The 23,343-nt window shown below is 64.6% G+C and carries 29 protein-coding genes and 1 tRNA gene; 16 read left to right on the top strand and 14 right to left on the bottom strand.

The window, feature by feature from the left end; genetic code table 11:
* Positions 1-121: 121 nt before the first annotated feature.
* From HWV23_RS16230 to HWV23_RS16255, 6 genes are all read left to right on the top strand, one after another.
* The gene (locus HWV23_RS16230) at positions 122-310 is read left to right on the top strand and encodes a DUF8099 family protein (protein WP_178291423.1); all 189 of its coding nucleotides are present in this window, start codon (positions 122-124) and stop codon (positions 308-310) included.
* 3 nt (positions 311-313) lie between these two features.
* The gene (locus tag HWV23_RS16235) at positions 314-1,234 is read left to right on the top strand and encodes a DUF5794 domain-containing protein (RefSeq protein ID WP_178291424.1); all 921 of its coding nucleotides are present in this window, start codon (positions 314-316) and stop codon (positions 1,232-1,234) included.
* Positions 1,235-1,278: 44 nt separating this feature from the next.
* Positions 1,279-1,503, top strand: coding sequence for a DUF5795 family protein (locus tag HWV23_RS16240; RefSeq protein ID WP_178291425.1), 225 nt, complete (start codon positions 1,279-1,281; stop codon positions 1,501-1,503).
* A gap of 117 nt (positions 1,504-1,620) precedes the next feature.
* A tRNA-Trp gene (locus HWV23_RS16245) sits at positions 1,621-1,802 on the top strand.
* Positions 1,803-2,012: 210 nt separating this feature from the next.
* A complete protein-coding gene (locus tag HWV23_RS16250) occupies positions 2,013-2,936 on the top strand; it encodes a polysaccharide deacetylase family protein (RefSeq protein WP_178291426.1) in 924 nt (307 codons plus the stop codon).
* Positions 2,929-3,789 carry a formyltransferase family protein gene (locus tag HWV23_RS16255; protein ID WP_178291427.1) on the top strand — a complete coding sequence of 287 codons (861 nt, stop codon included), beginning with the start codon at positions 2,929-2,931 and terminating at the stop codon, positions 3,787-3,789. Before HWV23_RS16250 ends, HWV23_RS16255 begins: the two co-directional genes overlap by 8 nt.
* Positions 3,790-3,885: 96 nt before the next feature.
* Here HWV23_RS16255 and HWV23_RS17230 read toward each other — a convergent pair whose 3' ends face one another.
* Positions 3,886-4,020, bottom strand: a complete 135-nt coding sequence (locus tag HWV23_RS17230; RefSeq protein ID WP_281362670.1) for a hypothetical protein — start codon at positions 4,018-4,020, stop codon at positions 3,886-3,888.
* A gap of 120 nt (positions 4,021-4,140) precedes the next feature.
* Positions 4,141-4,497 (bottom strand): DUF7522 family protein, encoded by a 357-nt coding sequence (locus tag HWV23_RS16260; protein WP_178291428.1) that lies wholly within the window; start codon positions 4,495-4,497, stop codon positions 4,141-4,143.
* 197 nt (positions 4,498-4,694) lie between these two features.
* On the opposite strand from HWV23_RS16260, the gene HWV23_RS16265 reads away from it, so the two are divergent.
* Positions 4,695-5,399: a hypothetical protein gene (locus HWV23_RS16265; RefSeq protein ID WP_178291429.1), complete on the top strand. Its 705-nt coding sequence runs from the start codon at positions 4,695-4,697 to the stop codon at positions 5,397-5,399.
* Positions 5,400-5,406: 7 nt separating this feature from the next.
* Here the strand turns inward: HWV23_RS16265 and HWV23_RS16270 are convergent, their stop codons facing one another.
* The 3 genes from HWV23_RS16270 to HWV23_RS16280 all read right to left on the bottom strand — a co-directional run bounded on the left by HWV23_RS16270 (position 5,407) and on the right by HWV23_RS16280 (position 7,622).
* Positions 5,407-6,066 carry an HAD family hydrolase gene (locus tag HWV23_RS16270; RefSeq protein ID WP_178291430.1) on the bottom strand — a complete coding sequence of 220 codons (660 nt, stop codon included), beginning with the start codon at positions 6,064-6,066 and terminating at the stop codon, positions 5,407-5,409.
* 65 nt (positions 6,067-6,131) lie between these two features.
* Positions 6,132-6,500: a hypothetical protein gene (locus HWV23_RS16275; protein WP_178291431.1), complete on the bottom strand. Its 369-nt coding sequence runs from the start codon at positions 6,498-6,500 to the stop codon at positions 6,132-6,134.
* Between the two features lie 39 nt (positions 6,501-6,539).
* Positions 6,540-7,622 carry a sensor histidine kinase gene (locus HWV23_RS16280; RefSeq protein ID WP_178291432.1) on the bottom strand — a complete coding sequence of 361 codons (1,083 nt, stop codon included), beginning with the start codon at positions 7,620-7,622 and terminating at the stop codon, positions 6,540-6,542.
* Between the two features lie 218 nt (positions 7,623-7,840).
* Here HWV23_RS16280 and HWV23_RS16285 point away from each other — a divergent pair, with 218 nt between their 5' ends.
* Positions 7,841-9,082: an MFS transporter gene (locus tag HWV23_RS16285; RefSeq protein WP_425487439.1), complete on the top strand. Its 1,242-nt coding sequence runs from the start codon at positions 7,841-7,843 to the stop codon at positions 9,080-9,082.
* A 9-nt stretch (positions 9,083-9,091) separates the two neighbouring features.
* Here the strand turns inward: HWV23_RS16285 and HWV23_RS16290 are convergent, their stop codons facing one another.
* Positions 9,092-9,280, bottom strand: coding sequence for a hypothetical protein (locus tag HWV23_RS16290; protein ID WP_178291434.1), 189 nt, complete (start codon positions 9,278-9,280; stop codon positions 9,092-9,094).
* Complete coding sequence (locus HWV23_RS16295; protein ID WP_178291435.1) at positions 9,280-9,582, bottom strand: hypothetical protein; 303 nt, start codon at positions 9,580-9,582, stop codon at positions 9,280-9,282. Before HWV23_RS16295 ends, HWV23_RS16290 begins: the two co-directional genes overlap by 1 nt.
* 138 nt (positions 9,583-9,720) lie before the next feature.
* Between HWV23_RS16295 and HWV23_RS16300 the strand changes: the two genes are divergently transcribed.
* Both HWV23_RS16300 and HWV23_RS16305 read left to right on the top strand, forming a co-directional pair.
* The gene (locus HWV23_RS16300; protein WP_178291436.1) at positions 9,721-11,334 is read left to right on the top strand and encodes an FAD-binding oxidoreductase; all 1,614 of its coding nucleotides are present in this window, start codon (positions 9,721-9,723) and stop codon (positions 11,332-11,334) included.
* A gap of 63 nt (positions 11,335-11,397) precedes the next feature.
* Positions 11,398-11,832, top strand: a complete 435-nt coding sequence (locus tag HWV23_RS16305) for a hypothetical protein (protein ID WP_178291437.1) — start codon at positions 11,398-11,400, stop codon at positions 11,830-11,832.
* Between the two features lie 16 nt (positions 11,833-11,848).
* Here HWV23_RS16305 and HWV23_RS16310 read toward each other — a convergent pair whose 3' ends face one another.
* The 7 genes from HWV23_RS16310 to HWV23_RS16340 form a co-directional block, all read right to left on the bottom strand.
* Positions 11,849-13,003, bottom strand: coding sequence for an acyl-CoA dehydrogenase family protein (locus HWV23_RS16310; protein ID WP_178291438.1), 1,155 nt, complete (start codon positions 13,001-13,003; stop codon positions 11,849-11,851).
* Between the two features lie 61 nt (positions 13,004-13,064).
* Positions 13,065-13,499, bottom strand: coding sequence for a CBS domain-containing protein (locus tag HWV23_RS16315; protein ID WP_178291439.1), 435 nt, complete (start codon positions 13,497-13,499; stop codon positions 13,065-13,067).
* Between the two features lie 30 nt (positions 13,500-13,529).
* Positions 13,530-13,967: a hypothetical protein gene (locus HWV23_RS16320; RefSeq protein WP_178291440.1), complete on the bottom strand. Its 438-nt coding sequence runs from the start codon at positions 13,965-13,967 to the stop codon at positions 13,530-13,532.
* Positions 13,968-14,031: 64 nt separating this feature from the next.
* The gene (locus HWV23_RS16325) at positions 14,032-14,220 is read right to left on the bottom strand and encodes a DUF7576 family protein (protein ID WP_178291441.1); all 189 of its coding nucleotides are present in this window, start codon (positions 14,218-14,220) and stop codon (positions 14,032-14,034) included.
* Between the two features lie 78 nt (positions 14,221-14,298).
* Positions 14,299-15,162 carry an SDR family oxidoreductase gene (locus HWV23_RS16330; RefSeq protein ID WP_178291442.1) on the bottom strand — a complete coding sequence of 288 codons (864 nt, stop codon included), beginning with the start codon at positions 15,160-15,162 and terminating at the stop codon, positions 14,299-14,301.
* 107 nt (positions 15,163-15,269) lie between these two features.
* Positions 15,270-16,457 carry a bifunctional sugar-1-phosphate nucleotidylyltransferase/acetyltransferase gene (gene glmU, locus HWV23_RS16335; protein WP_178291443.1) on the bottom strand — a complete coding sequence of 396 codons (1,188 nt, stop codon included), beginning with the start codon at positions 16,455-16,457 and terminating at the stop codon, positions 15,270-15,272.
* A 65-nt stretch (positions 16,458-16,522) separates the two neighbouring features.
* Entirely contained in the window at positions 16,523-17,872 is a 1,350-nt protein-coding gene (locus HWV23_RS16340; protein ID WP_178291444.1) for a RimK family alpha-L-glutamate ligase, read from the bottom strand.
* Positions 17,873-17,996: 124 nt separating this feature from the next.
* On the opposite strand from HWV23_RS16340, the gene HWV23_RS16345 reads away from it, so the two are divergent.
* The 6 genes from HWV23_RS16345 (at position 17,997) to HWV23_RS16370 (ending at position 23,339) form a co-directional block, all read left to right on the top strand.
* A complete protein-coding gene (locus tag HWV23_RS16345) occupies positions 17,997-19,007 on the top strand; it encodes a succinylglutamate desuccinylase/aspartoacylase family protein (RefSeq protein WP_178291445.1) in 1,011 nt (336 codons plus the stop codon).
* Positions 19,008-19,186: 179 nt separating this feature from the next.
* Positions 19,187-19,576, top strand: a complete 390-nt coding sequence (sdhC, locus tag HWV23_RS16350; RefSeq protein WP_178291446.1) for a succinate dehydrogenase, cytochrome b556 subunit — start codon at positions 19,187-19,189, stop codon at positions 19,574-19,576.
* A 1-nt stretch (position 19,577) separates the two neighbouring features.
* Positions 19,578-19,943 carry a succinate dehydrogenase hydrophobic membrane anchor subunit gene (locus HWV23_RS16355; protein ID WP_178291447.1) on the top strand — a complete coding sequence of 122 codons (366 nt, stop codon included), beginning with the start codon at positions 19,578-19,580 and terminating at the stop codon, positions 19,941-19,943.
* Between the two features lie 2 nt (positions 19,944-19,945).
* Positions 19,946-20,806 carry a succinate dehydrogenase/fumarate reductase iron-sulfur subunit gene (locus HWV23_RS16360; protein ID WP_178291448.1) on the top strand — a complete coding sequence of 287 codons (861 nt, stop codon included), beginning with the start codon at positions 19,946-19,948 and terminating at the stop codon, positions 20,804-20,806.
* Positions 20,807-20,849: 43 nt separating this feature from the next.
* Complete coding sequence (locus HWV23_RS16365) at positions 20,850-22,679, top strand: FAD-binding protein (protein WP_178291698.1); 1,830 nt, start codon at positions 20,850-20,852, stop codon at positions 22,677-22,679.
* 192 nt (positions 22,680-22,871) lie between these two features.
* Entirely contained in the window at positions 22,872-23,339 is a 468-nt protein-coding gene (locus tag HWV23_RS16370; protein ID WP_178291449.1) for a DUF5799 family protein, read from the top strand.
* The last annotated feature ends 4 nt before the right edge of the window (positions 23,340-23,343 follow it).

Below are 23,343 nucleotides of genomic sequence, written 5' to 3' on the forward strand. Positions count from 1 at the left end.
TCGCTTATTCGCCGCGGTTCGTCGGTTCGTCAACCCCTGGGTCGGATGGGTGGGTGTTCGTCCGGTGTGTGGGGACGTGTTTCACACAACACTTATGCTTCGGTCAATTGTTTCATCATGTATGGACTCCGCTAGTCCCATCGCGCAGCGCATCGCCGGCCAGACCAGCTTCGCCACCGGCATTACATTTAAATTTGCGATTGGGACAAATAAAGCGGAGAACGCCGCGCGAAATTGGCTCTCCCTTCGTTCGAGAGGGTATCGCGGCGATTACCACCGTTTGTCCCACGGTGAGGGTCAGCCTGCCTGACGCATGAGTGCCTCACGACACCCGATAGCCTTACGCCTTGAGCGGCAGGTCGGTGAGGGCACGCGCCTGCTGGCGACGGTCATGGCGCTGCCCCTTCTGGACGGTATCTTCGCGGCGCTCATCATCGCCGGGGCTGTCTCCGACATCCTCGGGATGGTCGAGGTCGGACTGCTCATCTTCGGCGGGAGCGCGACCCTCGCGGTCGTCCTCGCCGAGATGGAGGGCAGCCGAACCCACCGCGCCAAGAACATCCTGCTCGTGGGTGCGGTCGTCGTCCCCGCCGCGGCCCTGCAGGCCGCCATCGCGCCGACCATCGAGTCGCTGCTGAACCTCGTCATCTTCGAGCGCTTCGCCGCGCTTGTCATCCTCGCTATCGCGGCGAAGACCGCCAGCGCGACCATCGGTGAATACCTGCCGAACCCCAGCGTCATCATCGGCCTCGGACTCGTGGCGAGTTTCCGTCCCGGCGGCTTCGAGCTCGCGTTCGTCTCGGAGCCGATGTACGTCGCCTACGGCACGGGCGCGGCCCTCATCGGCGTCTCCTTCGCCCTCGCGGTCGCGATGTTCGGCCCGTGGCTCCGCGGTAACGTCGACATCGACCGCTTCCGCTTCGGCAGCGCGGTCGCCCTCGGCGTCCTCCCGCTGAGCATCCTCCAGATCGGGCCCATAACGGGCGAGGAACCGCTGGCGCTCGTCGTCCTCGGCATCACCGGCCTGCTGGCGTTCAACCCCGAAGGGGCCATGGACGCCGAGGCCGTCGAGACGGCCACCGAGACGCCCGCGGCGGCCGACGGCGGCAACGCCGAATCCCTCGCCGACTCCGACGTTGAGGGCCCGCTCCCCGAGGAGGCCACCGAGGACGCCCAGCGCTCCGAGGAGAGTTCTCCGGGCATCGAGGACGGCGACCGCGCGCCCTGGCTGTAGGGCCGCATCGCTGCAATTAGGTTTCTCCGCCACCGTCTACCGGTATGGCCGACAATCGCGTCGTCGAGGGCCGTATGGTCACGCCGGGCAAACTCGCCGAACTCATCGAGGGCGAATCCGTCATGGACGCCGAGGACATCGAAGAAGCCGACCGAGAGTGTCCCGACTGCGGTGGCGACGTCCTCAAAGTAGGCTACATGCCCAGCGTGACGGAGTTTATTACAGGGTATAAATGTCAAGACTGCTCGTGGTCCGAGACGGACCGCTGACTTCGGACTTTAGGACATCAGTCAATCGGGGATTCAAATCCCTCCGTCCCTGCCCGCCCTCGGCATAATACTGCGAATCGAAACCCCTTTAGGGAAACCCGAAATAGGAGTACGCGAGGGGACGTGGCCAAGCCAGGCATGGCGGCTGACTCCAGAGGCCACGCGCCCGGTGACGAGACTCCAGACTGATATACCGAGCGGACGGCTGATCACCGCTTCCGCGTTGACGACCCTCTGGAGACCCGAGGCGCTACACCGGAGATATCAGTAGATCGGGGGTTCAAATCCCTCCGTCCCCACTTCTCGCGTTTCACACTCGAACAGATACTATACGGTCTCTCTACGCTCCTTCCGTCCGTTTCCGTTAGGAGCCGAGTATCGAACCGGAGGCGCTGGTCCAGTGGCCACTAGGATGGCCCTAACAATACCTTCCGAGTGTGACCGTGCGTTCGGGAATGCCACCGAGAACAAACCGCGAGTATAGTTTCGCACTCTGTCTGTCCCATGACGTGGATCGGATTTACAAAACGTATCAGTACGTCTGGAACGCCGCTCAGGGATTGGACCTCCGGGAACTCGCAGGGGTCCTCTCGTCGAAGAACCCGTACTGGACCTTCGACCGGATCATGGATATCGAAGCCTCGCTGGGTGTTCGGTCGTCTTTCAACGTCCTCGACGAGATGCGACTCTCGGAGCGTCCGAAATCCGAATGGCTCACCAAGACGGGCTGGAAGCTGTTCGCCGGCCGCTACGATATCGACGACCCGGACGTTGCAGCCACGCTACGCGTTCTCGACGCGTTCGGCTGGGAAATCGGATTGCATGGGTCCTACACCTCTTCGGAGAACCCGGAGCGGTTCGAATACGAGAAGGACCGCATCGAGTCGGTGGTCGACACGGAGATAATCGGCAATCGGCAGCACTACTGGAACCTCTCGCGGCCGGAAACGTGGCGACACCTCAGCAAGGCTGGCATCAAGTACGACACGTCGCTCGGCAGTTCGACCGACATCGACTTCCAGCACGGCTACGACCTCGTCCGTCCGTTCGACGACGAGTTCGTGGTGTTCCCCTGGTCGTTGATGGACGGGGCGGTGATGAACTCCGGTGAGACGACGGAGGAGATTCTGGCGAATTGCCGAGACGTCCTTGCGGCTGCTCGCCACCACCGGAGTGTCCTGGTTCTCGACTGGCATGCGGGAGACGTGTTCTCCGATACTGACTATCCCGGATGGGGCGACGTCTACGAACGGGTAATCGAGGAGGCTCTCGATATGGGTGCATGGGTCGGACCACCGGGGGAGTTCTACGAAGCGGTTTCGCATCCGGATGGGACCGTCGAGGGGGCACTCGAGAGCCTCGCTCAGCGGGAGAAACCAGCCTCCGGCGCTGAAGTCCCTGCGGTTTCGGAGGGTGGCGTCACGGATGACTGACTCGTTTTCCCGAATGGGTGTCCTGACCGACCCCTACCTGACGGAGACGCAGGTTCGTTCGCTCTCCCATGCGGTTTCGGAAGCGGACGTCGAGATACCGCTCGTGGTCGTGAACGCGACTGACGAGCCAGATTACGACCCGGACCTCGAAGCCGAAGCGGTCAACGGGGGGCTCGGGCTCGGGACCGCACGGCTGTTTCTCGACGTACTGCGTCGGGAGCGGGCCTGGGGGCTGGTTATCGCCGAGAAAAAACTGGGGGAACTAGCGGGGTCGGATGCAGCGGCGTCCCGGCAGATACCGGTCGAAGACGTGGAATGTCTCTCCGAAGCGGAGTTCCGTTACGTGGCGCCCCACATGGACGGCAACTGGTCGGAACTCCCGTCGGAGACCGTCGAGGAGGTTCGGGAATCCTGCGATGTCGTCGTCAGATACGGGTTCGGCCTTCTCAAAGGCGAGGTCCTTGATGCACCCGAATACGGGGTATTGAGTTTTCACCCCGCGGATATTCGCCAGTACAGGGGTCTGGGACCGCCGCAGGCATACCTCGACGGGCGTCAGAAGATGGGCGTTACCCTGCAACGGATCACCGAAGACATCGACGGTGGGGAACTCGTTGCCTACGCCGAAACCGACGTGAGCGACTGCGCCACGCTGTGGGAGATTTACGACCGCCTCGACGACTTGCAGGTCGAACTTCTGACGGAGGGAATCCGAAATCTCAGGGACCCTTCGATGGAGATAACGACGCCCGATTCGCTCGGGGAGTACTACTCGACGACGTCACGTCGGACGCCGTCGTTCGCGGGCAGAATCCTTCTCAAGAATATTACCGGTCGTCTCGGCCTCCGCTGAGGAACGATTCGAGGCGATTCGCTGGCATCGGTGGCCGCTGGACACCGTCGTTTCTGGACGGGCGGTCGGTCCCTCCTCGCACCCCGGACGGGAATCTCAGACGTCGGTCATCGGGACGACTTCGCAGTCGTGTTTCGTCTCGTCGATGTGGGTATCCGCGCGGGACTTCGCGCCGACACGGGAGGGGTGGAAACCGATTCGGCCACAATCTGCGCAGTTTATCTCGTACATCTGTGGCCTCCCGTTCTTTTTTATCACTATTAATTATTATATCTATACCGGCCGAACTCGGGCGGTAAGGAGTGTATTCGACTCCGCGGTCAGGGGGATTCGGGCGTGGGGAGCTACCACTCAATCCAGCACGTCGACGCCGGTTTCGACCACGTCGGAGACCGGAATCGAGCCGTCGCGGTCGTAGGAGACGAGCACGCCGTCGTAGCGGGAGGCGGGGAAGATGAAGGCGAGAACGTCCTCGAAGAAGAACTGCTGGGCTTTCAGGTCACCGTGGTCGACGGCCTGGCTGAAACTCGTAGAGGAGACCTGATTCGCGACGAGGTTCAGGTGGGCCTCGTTCAGTTCGTCGGTCGAAAAGGCGTCTTCGAGGTCCTCGCGGACGTACTGCATTTCGTATCGGGTCGCATCGTGGGTCGATATCATCCGCAGTTGGTTCTCCCCGAACGCTTTGAAGGCCTCGATGTAATCCCCCATAGCGAAGAAGGCCCCTACCCGTGCAAAAGTCTAGGGTAAATATTCCACAATATGTTCGCGATAGTAGGTCTCCCCCAGGAAACGAATCGAACGTGAATACTCCTGGGAGCCTCGAACCTTGCGTGCTGGCTGCCGCACGGGCGATGCTTCCGTGAGTGGCCGATACCTCTTTCCGAGTCCGCTATTTAAATAAGGCAATGACCCGGCGTGCGGCGGAGACGGGGCTGGAACGGTTCACCAATCGGACGATAGATGCCACCCACGAGGAGTTCAGCGTCGGCCGGACGCTGGAGGGGACGACGCTGGGGCCGGGCGGTATGCTCGTCGACCGTCTCCGTGACAACACCGACCTGCTGGAGCGGCACGTCATCGAACCGGAACTCGACGTCTATCGCGAGCGGACACTCAGGCAGTTCTCGATTCTGTTGGAATACGTCGAAAGCGGCGAGGACCTGACTGCCTTCGAGGACGAACTGCTCGCCAACGACAACTACATGGACGCGCTCAAACCGGGCGTTTCAACGGCGACCCGCGACGGCGTCGCAGCGGCGACGCTGGACCGATTGCGGCGTCTCGCGGAGGGCATCGCGCCCATCGTGGATAGTTCAAAAGACGAGTTCTGGCCGGCGGCGGAGGCGTCGCTGGACCGGGAGGCCGCGCTGACGCTCATCGACGACGCGGTCCGGTTTACGAGGCCGATACAGGAGTTCGAGGGATCGTTCGTCTTCGAGACGGGACTGGACCCCAACCAGATACTAACGAGTCGCCTGCTGCCGTCGCTGCCGACGGTCACTGTCGACTACACCGACGAGGCGATTCGGTCGATGACCGCGGCCGAAGAGCAAATCGTCCGGGAACTGAAAGACGAGGTCGAGACGCGGTACGGCGCGGCGGGCGACTGAGGCGCCGTTATTCGAGCAGGCGCGGCAACCCTGCTAGCGTCTCGATTTCGTGGGTTGGGGCGACCGAGAGGTCGACGTCCCTGCTGTGCTCGCGGCGGACGAAGACCGAATCCAGCCCGGCGTTTTCGGCGGCCAGCACGTCGCTTTCGCTGTCGCCGACGTAGAGGGCGGCTTCGCCGCCGAGGTCCGCCATCGCCCGGTCGAGATAGTGGGTGTTCGGCTTCTTGCGCCGGAGGCTCTCGACGGTCTTCGGCCGGCCGTAGTAGGTCTCGAAGTGTGACCCGAGGTCGAAGTGGTCCAGTACGAACGCGACGGTGCTGTGGTGGTTGTTACTGACGACGCCACAGGGGTGGGTGAGGTCCGCGAGTACGTCGACGTCGTCGTAGATGTCGCGAGCACCGGCATGGAACTGCTCGAACTGGGATCGCTCGTCGTGGTGTTCGCGGGCGTCCCACAGCGCTTCGGGGTCGACGCCGTACGTTGCGCTGATGTCCCGGAGGGAATCGGGAGTGACGCCGCCGCAGATATCGGCGACGTGGTCGGGGTCGGGCGCGTCGACGCCGACGGCCCGGAAGGCGGTCCGGATGGCTGCCGCCTGCGTCTCGAAGGCCGGCGGTTCGACCAGCACGCCGTCGTTATCGAACAGGAGGGTATCGTAGTCGGGCACCGACACCCCGTTGTGTGCCGTCCGAATTTATGATTTCGGTCGACTGTCAGTGGTTGAGTCTCCCTTCAGTCCTCGTCGAGCGGCCGGATTTCGAGCGTGTCGCCGTCCGGAAGGACTTCCAGCGTGGCCGTCTCGGTTTCCAGAACCAGTCGGTCGGCTTCGAGGCGGCCCTCATCGTCGCCGCGGGCCCGAAGCAGTCGTTCGAGTTGCCCGAGGTCGCCGTCCGTGGCGTGGACCGTGCCCGTGCTGACGGACGTTTCCTCGGTCGACTCGGCGCTGGTGCTGTCGGCATCGGGGGCGGCGTCGGACCCGGACCGGGCCAATCCGAGGACGTTCCCGCAGTCCGCACATTCGAGGACGGGTACGCCATCACCGCTTTTGCGGACGGCCTCGCCGCCACAGCGGCTACAGCGTCTGTCGGCGTCGGGCGTCATCAGTCGGGGCTTGGGTCGGCACCAATAAAAGCGGTCGATTCACACGGCGGGAAGTCGAATCCGGAAGACGGTTCCGGAGGGGTCGGCGTCCTCGACGGCGACGGTCCCGTCGCAGGTTTCGACCAGTTTGCGGACGAGATAGAGGCCGAGGCCGTCGCCCTCGCTTTCGGAACGACGGACCGCCGGTTCGAAGACGTCCTCGTGAATCGGGTCGGGTATCCCGGTTCCGTCGTCGGCGATAGTGATTTCGACCGCGTCGTCGACCCGTTCGGCGGTCACCGAAACGGTCAGCGTCGACGGGTCGTTGTGTTCGGCGGCGTTTTCGAGGACGTTCCAGAACACCTCGTCGATGAGTTCGCTGGCGTCGACCTGCAGGTCGTCCTCGATGTCGGTTTCGACGGTGAGGGCCGGATAGGAGGTCCGAACGACCGAGAGCTGTTCGCGGAGGATGGCCGACAGGTCGACGGGTTCGGTCGTCAACTGCCCCGTCTCGGATTCGATAATCGTGTCGGCGGTCTCCAGCAGGCGCTGGGCGGAGTCGGCCCGCTCCTGAATCCGGTCGAGTTCCTCGGGGTCGGCGTCGAAACGGCCCTCCAGACGGTCGGCGAATCCGGCGATGACGACGAGGTCGTTTTTGATGTCGTGGCGGATAAGTCGCAGGAGGAATCGGAGCGTCTCCCGCTGGTCGCGCGTATCCTCGACGAGGCGGGCGTTCTGGGCGGCCTGTCCGCGGTTCAGGCCGATGAGGACGCCCGCGGCGGCGCCGACCGACCCAACGACGACGAACTGATTGGCGAAGGCAAGCGAGATGCCGCCGGCCTGTATCTCGGGGGCCGCGGCCCAGACGACGAAACTCGCCATGAAGAGGAAGCCGCCGGCACACCACTTGGCGGCGACCAGACACTCCGAGACCGCGAGGTCGCTCCGGTATATCGTCACGCCCGACATCACGACGATGTAGCCGAACAGGACGTTGACGACGATGCCGAGGACGACCTGATTGTACGTTCCGGCGTTCGGCAGCCCCCACGCGAACCAGAAGGTCAGGCCCGCGGCTGCCAGCGTCACTCCGAGGGTGACGAAAAGCGCCCCCCACCGCTTCCGACTGCCAGGCGTTGCCACAGTTCGTTCGTAGGCGTGCCCCGAAGTATAGGTGACGGCTGTAACGGACAGTGATGGCCGCTTATCCCCGCCCGTTTATGCCGTGGTGTAACATCGGGACGTCCCTACCTTTCGAAGTCGAAACCGTCTTTATTGACTGAACAGTCAGTCAACACGTGACTACGAGCGATGCCGAGGGGCTCCGGGCGCGCCTCCGGAGCGGTGACGGGAACGGAACCATCATCGCGACGGTCATCGCCAGTACCTTCTTCGTCGGGTTCGGCGGCGGCGTCATCTTCCCCATCCTGCCGAACCTCGGCAAGGTCCTCGGCATCTCGCCGTTCATGGTCGGCCTCATTCTCAGCGCCAACCGCTTTTCACGGCTTTTCGCCAACGCGCCGGCCGGCCTGATCGTCGACCGGGTCGGTACCCGGACGCCGTTCGTCATCGGCCTTGCGATTCAGGGCGTCGGCACCGGGGGGTACATTGTCGCGATGTACTCCTCGCTGCCGTCAGCGTGGTTCCTCGCCGCGCGAATCGGCTGGGGCGTCGGCAGCGCCCTCGTCTTCGCGACGGCCTACACCATCGCCGCCGACCTCAGCGACGGCGAGTCCCGCGGGACGAACATGGGCCTCATCCGCGGCGGCGTCATCTTCGGCTTCCCGACGGGGCTGGTCGTCGGCGGCCTCGTCTCGGAACTCTACGGCACCGTCGCCGCCTTCGTCGTCGCCACCGCGTTCGCGCTTCTGGCCAGCGTCCTCGCGTACTTCGCGGTTCCCGAAACCCACGTCGAAGGCTCCGCCCGACAGTCGGTCAGCCCCTTCGACGTCGATACCTCGCTGCCCTCCGTCACCATCGGCCTCGTGAACTTCGCGGTCCTCTTCGCGTACATCGGCGTCCTCTTCGCGACGCTGGTCGTCTTTCTGGAGGAAAACGACATCGGCGTCTTCGGCCTCGACGCACAGGGCACCTCCGGGCTGTTCATGGCGGTCACGGTCATCGCCGCCGCGGTGTTCATGTTCCTCAGCGGCTACGTTAGCGACCGCCGCGGCTCGCGGATGCCCGCCCTGCTCTTCTTCCTCCTCATCACCTTCCTCGGCCTCGTCCTCTTCGCGTTCGCCCAGACGGTCCCGCTCCTGACGGTCGCCTGCCTGCTTATCGGTGCCGGACAGGGTGGCACGAGCGGCCCGCTGATGGCCCTGCTCGCGGATTTGACGCCTGAAGACCGGATGGGACGCGCGGTCGGCACCAACAACGTCTTCGGCGACATCGGCGGTGGTCTCGGACCGATGGTCTCGCTGCCGCTCGTCGAATTGGTCGGCTTCTGGCCGGTCTACATCGCCTGTGCGGTCCTGCCGCTGATTGCGGCGGTCATCCTTCTGTTCGGCGTTCGCCGCGAGACGGGGGAGTTCCTGCCGCTCGTCGGCGAGGGCGGAGCGGAGAACACGACGTCCGGTGGCGCCTCGGGCGTCGACGATTAGAGCCGCGGGCTACGACCGCGATTCGCGGAAGAGAACGAGCACACAGCCGACCAGACAGGCGATAGCGACGGCGTAGAGCCCCTGGTCAACGGCTGCCGGCGCGCCGAATTGCGCGGCGACGACGCGGACGACGAGGGCGGCAATCGCCGCGACGAGCAGGGTGGCGAGTTGTCGACGCGCCCGGTCTCCGGGCTGCATTATGTATCGACCGTGGTCGCGGTTCGGGCGTCGAAAAGCGCGTAGTAGACGGTCAGCGCCGTCAGCGCGATGGCGCCGAGTTCGAGGCCGTGGGCACCGAGGTGGATCCATTCGGCGCCACCGAAGCCGACGGTTTCGATGAGCCCGCGCGTCCCCGCCGACAGCAGGGCCACGCCGGCGAGCGCGCCGACGCGGGACCAGCCGTCCCGTGTGAGGGCGATAGCCGCCGCGACCACGACGAGGGCCAGGGTAACGATGAGTATCGATTCGGCGTTTGGATGGCCGGAATGGAGCGGAAACATGAGTATATCCCGACGTGGGACGGTGCCGATACAACGTTTTCCCTTCGCTCTGACCGCAGGGGCGACACCGACCGCCGACCGACCCGGGCGTCGATGACCGGCACCAACGTTTTGTGCGTTTACTGTTCACACGACTCTATGAGCGAGGACCGACGGCGGAGTTTCTGGGCGTGGGGGTACGAGGACCGCCTTCCCGACGACGAGGACCGACGGGAGATGAAGGCCCAACTCGAAACCCTGCTCGGCTTTCCCGAACTACCGGTGATGGAATACCCGACGCTGGCGGACATCGACATCCCCGAGCCACGCATCGACGTGCCCGACGAACTGGCGGACTTCGCGACGGCCGACCGCCGGGCACGCGCCAGCAGAACCTACGGCAAGGCCTATCGCGACCTCGTCCGCGGCTTCCACGGCGACTTCTCGAAGGCGCCGGATATCGTCGCCACACCACGAAACGAGAGCGACGTCGAGGCTGCTATCGCGTGGGCCACGGAGGCGAACGTCGCCGTCGTCCCGTTCGGCGGCGGCACCAGCGTCGTCGGCGGCGTCGAATGCGGCGGCGACAGCTACGCGGGCGTGCTCTGTCTGGATATGCGGGAGATGGACCGGGTACTGGAAGTCGACGAACACTCCCGAAGCGCGCGGATTCAGGCCGGCGCGACGGGTCCCGAGATTCAGGACCAACTCGCCGACCACGGCCTCCAGTTGCGCCACTACCCCCAGTCCTACGAATTTTCGACCTACGGCGGGTGGGTCGCGACCCGCGCCGGCGGCCACTTCGCGACGCGGTATACGCATATCGACGATTTCGTCGAATCGGTGCGGGCGGTCACCCCCGCCGGCAGCCTCGAAACCCGGCGCTTGCCCGCCTCGGGCGCCGGCCCCGACCCGAACCGCTTCCTGCTCGGCAGCGAGGGCGCATTCGGCGTCATCACCGAGGGGTGGACGCAGGTCCAGCCTCGACCGCACCACCGCGCCCGCGCAACGATGTATTTCGACGACTACTGGGACGCCGTCGAAGCGACCCGTGAAATCGTGCAGGCACGGCTCTATCCCGCCAACTGCCGCCTGCTGGACAGCAACGAGGCCATGCTGAACGAACTGGCCTTCGACGGGAGCCACCTGCTCGTGTTGGGCTTCGAATCGACCGACCACCCGGTCGGTGACGACCTCGAACGCGCGATGGAAATCGCCGAAGACCACGGCGGGACCTGCCCGGAAGGCCCGACAATCGAGGACCGCTCGACCGGCGACGAGGAGTCGGACCGCGAGGACTCCTCGGAGGGGTCGTGGCGGGATTCCTTCTTCGAGGCACCCTACCGGTTCAACGGCCTCGTCTCGATGGGCGTCCTCGTCGATACCTTCGAAACCGCGGTGACGTGGGACCAGTTCCCCGACCTCCACGAGGCGCTACAGGAGAACGTCGTCGGCGCGATGGAGGACGAATGCGGCGCCGGCTTCATGTCCTGTCGGTTCACCCACGTCTACGAGGACGGCCCCGCGCCCTATTACACCCTCATCGCGCCCGCGGAAGTCGGCGAAGAACTCGACCAGTGGCGGACCATCAAGCAGGCCGCCTCCGATACGCTGATGGAGCACGGCGCGACCATCACCCACCACCACGCCGTCGGTCGGGTTCATAAGGACCACTACCACGAGGAAGTCCCCGACAACTACCTCGACGCGCTCCAGTCGATGAAGCGAACGTTGGACCCCGAGAGCATCATGAACCCCGGGGCGTTGCTCTGAGACGGTCAAACGCCCGTTTGATGCTGAGATGGGTATTTACTGACGCCGAACGAGTCACAGTGTATGAACCGTCGGATGCTCCTCGCATCGACCGGGGCCGCGCTTGCTGGCGCCCTCGCCGGGTGCTCTCTCGGGCGCAGCGTCGATACGATATCGGTCACGGCGGCGACCGTCGAGCAAGGGGAGACGGCACGTCTCGACGTCGCGGCGCCGAACCTTTCGGGACTACATATCGACGCCTTTCCCGAGGCGTTCCGACTGGACGGGCCGCTGTCCCTCGGCGAGGCGAGGTTCGACCCGGCGCCGGATGTCGTCTGGCAGGCACACCCGCCTCACTGGTCGTTTTCGGGGCAGGATACCGAGGGAACCGTGCCGATTCGAACGGCTCCGGAAACGCCGCCCGAGACCTATCGGTTCGGCTTCGCGTTCGATATCGCTGGAAAGGACGGGACTCGCTACGAGGAGACGACGGTGACGGTCGAAGACGGCTCGGGATGAGACTATCGCGCCGTCGTCACATCCCCTTGCCCTGCAGTTCGCGGGCGATGACGTTCTTCTGAATCTCGGTGGTGCCCTCGTAAATCTGGGTGATCTTGGCGTCCCGATAGAGCCGTTCGGCGTCGAAGTCGTCGACGTAGCCGGAGCCACCGTGAATCTGGACGCATTCGTTGGCGTTCCGGACGGCGATTTGGGAGGCGTACTCCTTGGCCATCGAGGCCAGCATCGTCAACTGTTCGTCCTTGTGGTCGACCGACCACGCCGATTTATAGGTCAGTTGACGGGCGGCTTCGGCCTCGGTGTGCATGTCGGCGAGTTTGTGCTGGATGGCCTGGAAATCGCCGATAGGCTGGCCGAACTGTTCGCGTTCTTGAGCGTAGTCGAGAGCGCGCTCGGCAGCGCCCTTGGCGATGCCAACGCCCTGGGCGGCCACCTGTGTTCGGGTCTCGTCGAAGAACTGCATCTGCTGGAGGAAGCCGGCGCCGCGAGTCCCGACGAGGTTCTCCTCGGGGACCCGCACGTCGTCGAAGATGAGTTCGGCGGTGTCGGATGCGCGGATACCCATCTTTCCAGTTATTTTGTCGGACTCGAAGCCGTCGCGGTCCGACTCGACGACGATTTGCGAAAAGCCGTTGTAGCGGCCCTCAGCGTCGGGGTCGGTCTTGCAGAGGACGACGAAGAAATCGCCGATGGAACCGTTGGTAATCCACATCTTGTTGCCGTTGATAACCCACTCGTCGTCGCCCTTCTCCGCGCGGGTCGAAATCGAGGCCACGTCGCTTCCGGCGTGGGGTTCGGAGATGGCCGACCCACAGATGGCGTCGCCTGTTGCGAGGTCCGGCAGCCAGCGGTCCTTCTGGTCGTCGGTGCCGAAGGCGATGATGGCCTCGCTGCCGAAGGCGGTGCCGAGGATGCTGCCGGCGATTCCGGGGTCGGCCGCATAGAGTTCTTCGACGACCAGCGCGACGTCGAGGGTATCGTAGCCGGCGCCGCCGTAGTCGACGGGAATCTGGGCGCCGGTCAGGCCCATCTCGGCGCCCTTCTCGATGAGGTCGAGGGGGGCTTTCTCCTCGCGGTCGTACTCCTTGGCGACCGGCCGAATCTCGTTTTCGGCGAAGCGGCGGACCTCCTCACGGATGTGTTGCTGTTCGTCGGAGAGTTCGAAATCCATACCCCTCCCTAGAAAGGAATCGGAATAAAATTCGGGGACGGTGAGAGGCTCGTTTGCGGGCCTATTCCCACTCGCCGTCGACGATGTCGGGTTCGGCCTGATGGGCCATACTGACCTGATAATCCGGGAGGTGGAGCGCGAGGTCGGTCGTGGTGATGATGCCGACAGCGGCGCCGTCCTCGACGACGGGGAGTTTCTTGACGCCGTTGTGGCCCATCCGCTCGGCGGCGACCTGCAGGGACTCGCTTCGCTGAATCGTGACCACGGGGTCGGACATAATCTCCGAAATCTGTCGTGAGGGGTCCATCTCCTCGGCGACGGCCTCGACGATATCGGATTCGGTTACGATGCCGGTCACCTGCTCGTCGCCGACGACGAGCGATCCGATGCCCTTCGAGGCGAGTACCTGTGCGGCCTCCGCGATGGTCGCACTCGGGGCGATGGTCTCGACGGGCGAACTCATCAGGCTCTCCACGTTCGCATCTCGTTCGGCCATACCTCGATATGTGGGCGGGGTCGCAAAAGCCTAGGCGTCACCCGAGACGGCGTCCTTGCGCCCGCCACGGCGGGCGCGTTTCGCGAGTTTTCGCCGGGCGCGGCGTTTCAGAAGCACGCCACAGCCGTAGGCGATCCCGCTGAAGAGGACGAACACGAGGGCCGGGCCGAACGCCTTCGTGGCGAAGCCGACCGGTGACAGGTCGGCCCCATCGACCAACGCCGGCAGGTACGGCGCGGCCGGCGCGAGGACCACGAGGGCCGCACCGAACTGGAGGGCTGCCCCCATCGCCTCGGAGGGGAGTCGCTTCCGCGAGAGGTAGGCGGCGAAGCCGACCCAGCCGACGACCGCACCCCAGACCGGCGCGCCGGCCGCAGCCAGCGCCCAGGCGATGCCGCCGGCGAGAGCGACCGCGAGCACCTGCGCGGTGACGTAGACGGTCATCGGTCGGTCGGCGGTCCGGAACATCGATGGGTGGCATACACCCGGGGAGTAGATAAGAGTTCTAGGTGAAAAACGCCGAAAGCAGCGGTCAGGCGTCGGGGCTCCACTCGCCGCGACAGTCCTCCGAGCAGAAATGGGCAGTCCGAACGCCCCCGTCTTCGACCCACGTAATGACGCGGTGTGTCGTCTCGTTTACTATCGGGTCGGCACATACCTCACAACGCGGCGCGTCGTCCTCGGTGACGTCCTCACCGAGTTCCGAAGTCGGGTCTACCATTTACTGATACCCTTAGTTGGAACCCATATGAACGATTATATTCACGCAGGCGGTGCCGGCCGCCGCGGCAGGACTCGTCTACTCCGGCCGCTCGTAGTCGGGGTCGAACATCTGGGCGGACATCGGCGCCGGGTCACCCTCGGTGAGGTTGTACTGTGAGAAGTCCTCGACGCCGCATTCCCGCAGGAGTTCCTCGTCGTAGACGGCGTTGCCCGAATACGAGGTGGGGTCCCGCGAGAGGATTTCGAGGACGGTATCCGAGACGATTTCTGGGGTTCGCCAGTCGTCTTCGGTCCCCATCCCGAAGTACCGCGTCGCGCGGGTGTCGATGGCCGTGACGGGCCAGAAGGAATTACAGCCGACACCGTGGCCGCTGAGTTCCGTATCCAGCGACAGCGTCAGGAACGACATGCCCATCTTCGACCACGCGTAGGGCGCCTCGCCCGGCGCTCGGTCGACGTTCACGGGCGGGGCGTTCGTCAGCAGCCACGCGTTGTCGACCTCCTTGAGGTGGTCGAGGAAGGCCCGCGAGACCAGATACGTGCCGCGGACGTTGACGTCCGTCAACAGGTCGAAGCGGTTGGCCGGCAGGTCCTCGACGTTCGCAATCTGGATAGCGCTGGCGTTGTTGATGACGATGTTGACCTCGCCGAAGTGGTCGATGGCCTCCTGAACTGCGGCCTCGACGTTGTCCTCGTCGCGGACGTTCAACTGGATGGGCAGCGCCTCGACGCCCTTCTCCTCGCATTCGCGGGCGGTCTGCTCGATGGTGCCTTCGAGGTCCTTGTCCTCGCCGTAGTCGTCGTTCTCGCTGGTTTTGCCGGTCGAGACGATGTTACAGCCCTGCTCGGCGAGCGCGAGCGCGATTGCCTTCCCGATGCCACGGGTCGTGCCCGTGATGAACGCAGTCTGTCCCGAGAGGTCGGGCTTGCTGAGCGTCATGTCCCCCTCATTCGAGGCAGGACCCTTAAATCCGCCCGCGTTCCCGCGAAGGTATCATTTGAGGACCACGACGACGGAGGTGTCGCGTTCGTAGAAGGTTGGTAAGGTCAGCGGTCCCGGTCGACGGATTCGCCCGGGTTCGTCGTCGCGTTTTCCGACAGCACTACGCCGGGCGCGAGGCTGGTGTTGATGCCGGTCTTGGCGCGCGGCCCGGCGACGACGCCGTATTTCCGGCGGCCCGTCGAGACGCGCTCGCCCTTGACGGTCTGTTTGACGTCGCCCTCGTCGTGCCGGAGATTGGCCACCTGCGTGCCCGCCCCGAGGTTGACGTCGGTGCCGAGCAGGCTATCGCCGACGTAGGAGAGATGGGGGACGTTCGCCCCCGCCATCAGCACGGAGTTTTTGAGTTCGACGCCGTGGCCGACGTGGCAGTCCTCGCCGATGAGCGTCGCGCCGCGGACGTAGGCGTTCGGTCCGACGTCGGCGCCCGAGCGAATCAGCGCCGGCCCTTCGACGACGACGCCGGGTTCGACGACAGCGCCCTCCTCGATGACCACGTCGCCGCGGAGTTCGGCGTCGCCACGCACGTCGCCGTCGATGCGCCGGTCGAGGTCGCCGAGTTTCCATTCGTTTGCTTCCAGCAGTTCCCACGGCCGGCCGACGTCGAGCCACCGCGAGAGGGTCACGGGCGACACGTCGTATTCCTCGATGACGCGGGCGACGACGTCGGTGATTTCGTATTCGCCGCGCTCGCTCTTTTCGACATCCAGCCAGTCGCGCGCTTCCGCCGGGAAGGCGTAGGCGCCCGCGTTGGCGAGGTTCGACGGTGGCTCTGCGGGTTTCTCGACGATTTTCGTTACCCGAGTGCCGCCCTCGTCCGCTGAGAGGACGCCGTAGTTCCGCGGGTCCTCGACCTCGATGGCACCGATTGCAGGGGCAGACTCGAACAGTTCCGCGACGCCCGCCGGGTCATAGAGGTTGTCGCCGTTGAGGACGGCGAAGGCCTCGTCGAGGTGCTTGCGGGCCGCCCGGACGGCGTGGGCGGTGCCGAGTTGTTCCTCCTGGGCCGCATAGGAGACGGGGACGCCCCGGTATTCGGCGCCGAAGTAGGACTTGACCGCGTCGGCCTCGTAGCCGACGACGAAGACGAGTTCGGAGGCGCCGGCCTCGACGGCCGCGTCGGCCGTGTGGGCACACAGCGGCCGGTCGGCGACGGGGAGCATCGGCTTCGGGACGGTCTCGGTCAGGGGCCGCATACGGGTCCCCTGGCCCGCGGCGAGAACAACGGTTTGCATACTCGCTGAGTCGGGCGGCGCCCTCAAAAGGAGCAGGGTCGGAGCGCCCCACTTGGGTCCGCCGGTTATTCTTCGAGCGTCGCGTCGGCGCCGATGGCCGCCGGTTCGTCCTCGTCGGCCTGCTTGCGCACGTCGACGTGGTAGTCACCGAGGATGTCACGGCCGAGCAGGAGGGGATACTCCATGTGGCTGCGGTCCTCGACGCTGGCGGTGACGGTGTGCTGTCGGCCGCCGATACCGACGACGACGTCGACGACGGGCCGGGATTTGCCCTTCTTGACGCTGCCCGATTTGATTTTCACGATGTCCTTGATTGGGCCGGTTCCGATATCGGCGGCGAGGCGGGCGTCGATGCTCGTCCGCGTCGCGCCGGTGTCGGATTTCGCGAGGACGCTCTTCTGGCCGGTCGTCCCCATGACGACGACTTCCTCGATGTAGCCGATAATGAGTGGTTCGCCGGCCTGAACCTTCTGTTTTTTTGGCATACACGCCGGCCGGGAGTCGTCGAGGTTCGCCGTGAGTTCGCGGACGCGCTCGCGCTCGACGTCCCCGCCCGCTCGCTCGATGGCGAGGGCGGCGATGTGCGGGGCCGGCGAGCGGCCGGTTGCCTTATAAAGGCCGCGGAACCCGGCGGTCGGGTTGACTTCGAGGACGTAGTAGCCGTCCTCACCCTGCACGATGTCGACGCCGGCGTAATCGAGGCCGATGACGTCGGCGGCGCGCTTGGCCATCGTGATGACTTCCTCGGGCAGGTTCTCGGTGGCGTCCTCGACTTCGCCGCCCAGTGCGACGTTGGTCCGCCATTCGCCTTCGGCGGCGTAGCGGTTCATCGCGCCGACGACCTGCTCGCCGACGACGTAGATACGGAGGTCGTGATGCCGTTTCTCGTCGTGTTCGATGAGTTCCTGTAAGAACGCCTGTCGGGAGCCGACCATCGGATTGATCTGGTCGTCGGTGTCGAGTTTCCAGGTACCGCCGCCGTGGGTGCCGATGGCCGTCTTGTAGACGACCTCGTCGGCGAAGCGGTCGCGGTTGGCGTTGAGCGTGTCCGCCGAAAGCGCCATGAACGCGTCCGGGACGGGCACGCCGGCCTCCGCGAGGGCCGTCCCGCTGGCGAACTTGTGGATGGCCGTCATCGTCGTGGTCGGCGTGTTCAGCATGGGCACCATCCGGTCGAGCATCGTCGCGAGACCGAGCGCCTCCGCGGGCTGTTCTTCCTTCGAGAGCAGCAGCCGGTTGACGACGATGTCCACGTCGGGTTCGAGGGTTACTTCCCCGTCCTCGATGCCGATGGAGGTGTTCTCCGCCCGGAGCCACTCGGTATCGTAGCCGAGGGCGTCGGCGGCGTTGAGGATGGCCTTCGATTCCTTGGAACTGTGAAGGCTCAACACGCCGACAGTAATATCGGAAGACATACTCCTATTGCGATGGGTTCGACCAAAACGCTACTGGAGGCTGTGTTCACAGATGCCACCGCCCCGCCGTGACGGCAGTCGTCATGGGGCAGGGCCTTATGTATCCATCTCATGACCCACTGCTATGGGCGAGGCATTCACCTACGACGGCGGGTCGGTCGCTCCCGGAGAGACGGCCAACGTCCGCTATACGGTCAGCGAGACGTATATGGGTGACCCGGTCCGCGTGCCGGTCACCATCGTCAACGGCGAACGCGACGGCCCGACGATGTTCCTCTCGGCGGCGGCACACGGCGACGAGTTGAACGGTATCGAAATCGTCCGTGAGGTCGCCCACGAGTGGGACCACGAGAAACTAGCCGGTACGCTCGTCTGTCTGCCCGTCCTCAACGTGCCCGCCTTCATCGCACAGGAACGGTACCTCCCCATCTACGACCGCGACCTCAACCGCTCGTTTCCCGGCAACGACTCGGGAACGAGCGCGAAACGCATCGCCGACCGCCTGTTCCGCAACTTCATCGACCCCTGCGACATCGGGCTGGATTTCCACACGTCGACGCGCGGCCGGACGAACATGCTCCATGTCCGTGCCGACACCGACGACGAGTCGGTCTCACGGGTCGCACACGCCTTCGCTTCGAACGTCATCATCTCCAGCGCGGGTCCCAGCGGGTCGCTCCGCCGGGAAGCCAGCGAGGCGGGCACGCCGACCATCACCGTCGAACTCGGCGAGGCCCACCGCTTCCAGCGCGCGCTCATCGACAAAGCACTGGAGGGTGTGCTGTCGGTGATGGCGGAGTTCGGCATGCAGGAGACGAATACCGTCAAGTGGCCGGGCTGGCGAACCGTCATCAACGGCTCCGAGGAGAAGACGTGGCTGCGGGCCGACGCCGGCGGCCTCGTCGAGATGCACCACGACCGGGGGTCGCTCGTCGAGGAAGGCGACATCGTCTGTACCATCACGAACCCCTTTAAGACGGATACGACCGTCGTGGAGGCGCCTTTCACCGGCCTGCTCGTCGGCGTCCTCGAAAACCCGCTGGTGTATCCCGGTAACCCCCTGTGTCATCTCGTCGCGCTCGACGAGGTGACGATGCGGGCGATTCGCGGCCAGCAGACCGGCGACCGTTCTTAAATCCCCCTCACACCGCGTCCGCTCGGGAGCGCCTCGGCAGTCGCGGGATTTTATAAGCCGCTCCGAAACGTCCGTGCATCCGTTCGCCCGTCGTCCCCCGGTAAATCCCGCCGCTTCGTGCCTGTGACACGTTCGCAGATAGTTACTACTATACCGGCGGGGTACTGACTCTCCTGTGCATGAGTCAATCGTACGACCGAGGTCTGATAGAGGACTTCGGGCGGTGGCAGGAGTTCTCCGCCGGCATGTGGGCTTGGGTTTTCCACAAGTTCACCGGCTGGGTGCTCATCGGCTACCTGTTTACACACATCGCCGTGTTGAGTACCGCCACGGTGGATGCCGGGATGTACACGACGACGCTGCAGAACCTCGAGAGCTTCCTGATTGTTCGTATCCTCGAGGTCGGACTGCTTGCCGTCGCCGTGTTCCACATCCTCAACGGCGTCCGCCTGCTCTTCGTCGACCTCGGTGTCGGGCTAGAGGCACAGGACAAGGCGTTCTACGCTGCACTAATCATCTCGGCGGCCATTACGGTCGCGAGTATCCCCACGTTCCTCGGAGGTCTCTAAGATGGCGGAACACTACTCCTCGTTCGACCGGAACGGCACAGGCTGGCTGCTCCAGCGGATTACGGCCGCCTTCCTCGTGGCCGTGCTGGCGTATCACTTCCTGATGCTGCACTTCGTCAACCACGCAGCCGAAATCACCTTCGCCGGAACGCAGGCCCGGATGAGTCAGGTCGGCTACTTCCTGACGATGGTGCTGTTCCTCATCGCGGCCACGTTCCACGGCGTCAACGGCGTCTACAACGCCCTCGTCAATCAGGGTCTCGACGGGACCCCGAAAACCGCCGTCAAATGGCTACTCGTCGTCGCGAGCCTCGTCCTCATCGCACAGGGCTTCCGCGTCGCAGCCGCCATGACCAACCTCGTCTGACCATGAGTACGCAAGTCACCGAACAAGAAACCGAGACGGAACCGGAGACCGAAACCGACCATCAGGAGCGCCGAATGGCTGAAAAGCGCGAACGCGCCGACATGCGTGAACGCGCCGAGGAGGAACTTGACGACACCGAGGAGACGGTGAAAATCAAGGTCTTCCGCTATGACCCAGAGGTCGAGGGCAAGAAGGACCCGCGCTTCGACACCTTCCGTGTCCCCTTCACGAAGGGGATGACGGTGCTGGACGCGCTCATCTACGCGCGGGACCACTTCGACTCCAGCCTCACCTTCCGTCACTCCTGCCGACAGGCCATCTGTGGCTCGGACGCCCTCTTTATCAACGGCTCGCAGCGCCTCGGCTGTAAGACCCAGATGTCCGAACTCGAGTGGCCCGTCCGTATCGAACCGCTTCCGCACTCCGATGTCGTCAAGGACCTCGTCGTCGACATGGAGCACTTCTACGACCAGATGGAGGCCGTCGAACCGTACTTCCAGACTAACGACCTCCCCGCGGCCGACGAGGAACAGCGACAGTCCCGCGAGAACCGCGAGAAGGTCAAGATGTCCACGCGCTGTATCTGGTGTAGCGCGTGTATGTCCTCCTGTAACATCGCTGCGGGCGACAACGAGTATCTCGGCCCCGCCGCGATTAACAAGGCCTACCGCTTCGCGATGGACAAGCGGGAAGGCGAGGACATGAAGGAACACCGCCTCAACATCATCGAGCAGGAACACGGCGTCTGGCGATGTCAGACCCAGTTCTCCTGTACCGAGGTCTGTCCGAAGGACATCCCGCTGACCGAGCACATTCAGGAACTCAAGCGGGAAGCCGTCAAGAGCAACCTCAAGTTCTGGTAACCGTACGCTAAAGACTTTCAAATACTAACTACAGACAATGACGATACACGAACACGACGTGATCGTGGTCGGCGCCGGCGGTGCCGGTCTCCGTGCGGCCATCGCGGCCCACGAGGAAGGCGCCGACGTCGCCATGGTCACGAAGTTGCATCCGGTCCGTTCCCACACCGGCGCTGCGGAAGGCGGCATCAACGCCGCCCTCCGCGACGGCGACGACTGGGAACTCCACGCGTACGACACGATGAAGGGGTCCGACTACCTCGGTGACGCCCCCGCCATCGAAACACTCGCCCAGGACGCTCCCGACGAGGTCATCCAACTCGAACACTGGGGGATGCCGTTCTCCCGTGAGGACGATGGCCGCGTCTCCCAGCGACCCTTCGGTGGTCTCTCCTTCCCGCGAACCACCTACGCCGGTGCCGAAACCGGCCACCACCTGCTGCATACGATGTACGAGCAGGTCGTCAAACGGGGCATTCAGGTCTACGACGAATACTACGTCTCCCAGCTCGCGGTCACCGACCACGACGACCCCACCGAACGGGAGTGTCACGGCGTCGTCGCCTACGACATCAAGGGCGGCGAAATCGTCGGCTTCCAGGCCCGCAACGGCGTCGTCCTCGCCACCGGTGGCGACGGGCAGGTCTTCGACCACACGACCAACGCCGTCGCCAACACCGGCGACGGGGCCGCGATGGCCTACCGCGCCGGCGTCCCCGTCGAGGACATGGAGTTCGTCCAGTTCCACCCCACCACGCTCCCGAGTACGGGCGTCCTCATCTCCGAGGGTGTCCGTGGCGAAGGTGGCATCCTCTACAACAGCGAGGGTGAGCGATTCATGTTCGAATACGGCTACGCGAACAACGCCGGCGAACTCGCCTCGCGTGACGTCGTCGCCCGCGCGGAACTGACCGAGGTCAACAACGGCCGCGGCATCAACGACGAGTACGTCTACCTCGACATGCGCCACCTCGGCGAGGAGCGTATTTACGACCGACTGGAGAACATCATCCACCTCGCGGAGGACTTCGAAGGCGTCGACCCCGCCGAGGAACCGATGCCCGTCAAGCCCGGCCAGCACTACCACATGGGCGGCATCGAGACCAACGAGCACGGTCAGACCTGCATCGACGGCCTCTATGCGGCCGGCGAGTGTGCCTGTGCGTCGGTCCACGGCTCGAACCGCCTCGGCGGCAACGCGCTGCCGGAACTCATCGTCTTCGGGGCCCGCGCCGGCCGCCACGCCGCCGGCAAGGACCTCGGCGAGGCCGAAGTCCCGACCGGCCCATCCGCCAAGAGCGAGGACGAGGACAGCCTCGATACGCCCGTCGAACCCGGCGCCGTCGGCACGAGCGACGAGGACGTCGCGGCCGACGGTGCGATGGTCGACGCCGAAAACGTCGTTCAGGCCGCCGTCGACGCCGAACAGCGCCGTATCGACGACCTCCTCGAACGCGAGGGCACGAACCACGCCGAAATCCGCGAGGACCTCCAGAAGGCGATGACCGAGAACGTCAACGTCTTCCGCAACAAGGAGAGCCTCAAGGACGCCCTTGAAACCATCCGGGAATGCCGCGAGCGCTACCAGCACGTCGCGGTATCGGACCCCTCCCGGACGTTCAACACCGACCTCATCCACACCATCGAGACGCGCAACCTCATCGACGTCGCCGAGACCATCACCCTCGGCGCACTCGCCCGCAACGAGTTCCGTGGCGCCCACTGGCGGCAGGAACACCAGGAGCGGAAGGACGACGAGTGGCTCAAGCACACGATGATCGCCTGGAACGACGGCACGCCCGACCTCTACTACAAGCCCGTCATCCTCGAAGGCGAAGAGAAGGAATACGAACCGAAGGTTCGGTCCTACTAACGACGTCTCGCCTTTTTCGCCGTTCGACGCCTCACCGACCAGCCGTTTATATACCAGCACGCAGCCAGACGGCCCATGCGCTGACCAGTTGCCGGCCATCCGCCGAGGCGGGAGCGCGGGGTTCGGATGGTCGGGCCGGTGGCCCGCCTGCTCGCCACGCCATATAAGCCCCCCCAGTCCCTACGCCGGGGTATGAGTGATTGGCAGGATATGCTGGTCGGCGACCGGATGGCCGTCGACAACGAGTTCAGCCGCCGCGTCGAGCAGTCCCAGTTCTCCCGACAGGAGTGGGGCCTCATCATGACGGCCACCTCCTTCGATATCGAGAATCCCGACGACGAGGAGAGCGCTCGGCTCGTCGCCGACACCTCCGAACTGCCGGCGATTATCCCCGAACTGGAGAACGTCGCCAACATGGGGCCGATGGGCATGCCCGCCGATGACAACAGCGGGTCCGGCGGTGGCCTCATCGATTCGTTGCTCGGGACGCTCGGACTCAGTAGCAACGGCAAGAAAAGCGACGACGGCCCCGACGAGGAGAAAATCGAGGCCGCCGAGCGACTGGTGACGGCCTACGCTCAGGAGCTTCAGGCCCACCTCGAAGAAAACGGCCGCTGGCACGAAGTACGGACCGCCGCTGCGGAAGCGACGGAGGAATAGGGGC

This window comes from Natronomonas halophila (assembly GCF_013391085.1).
GTDB lineage: Archaea > Halobacteriota > Halobacteria > Halobacteriales > Haloarculaceae > Natronomonas > Natronomonas halophila.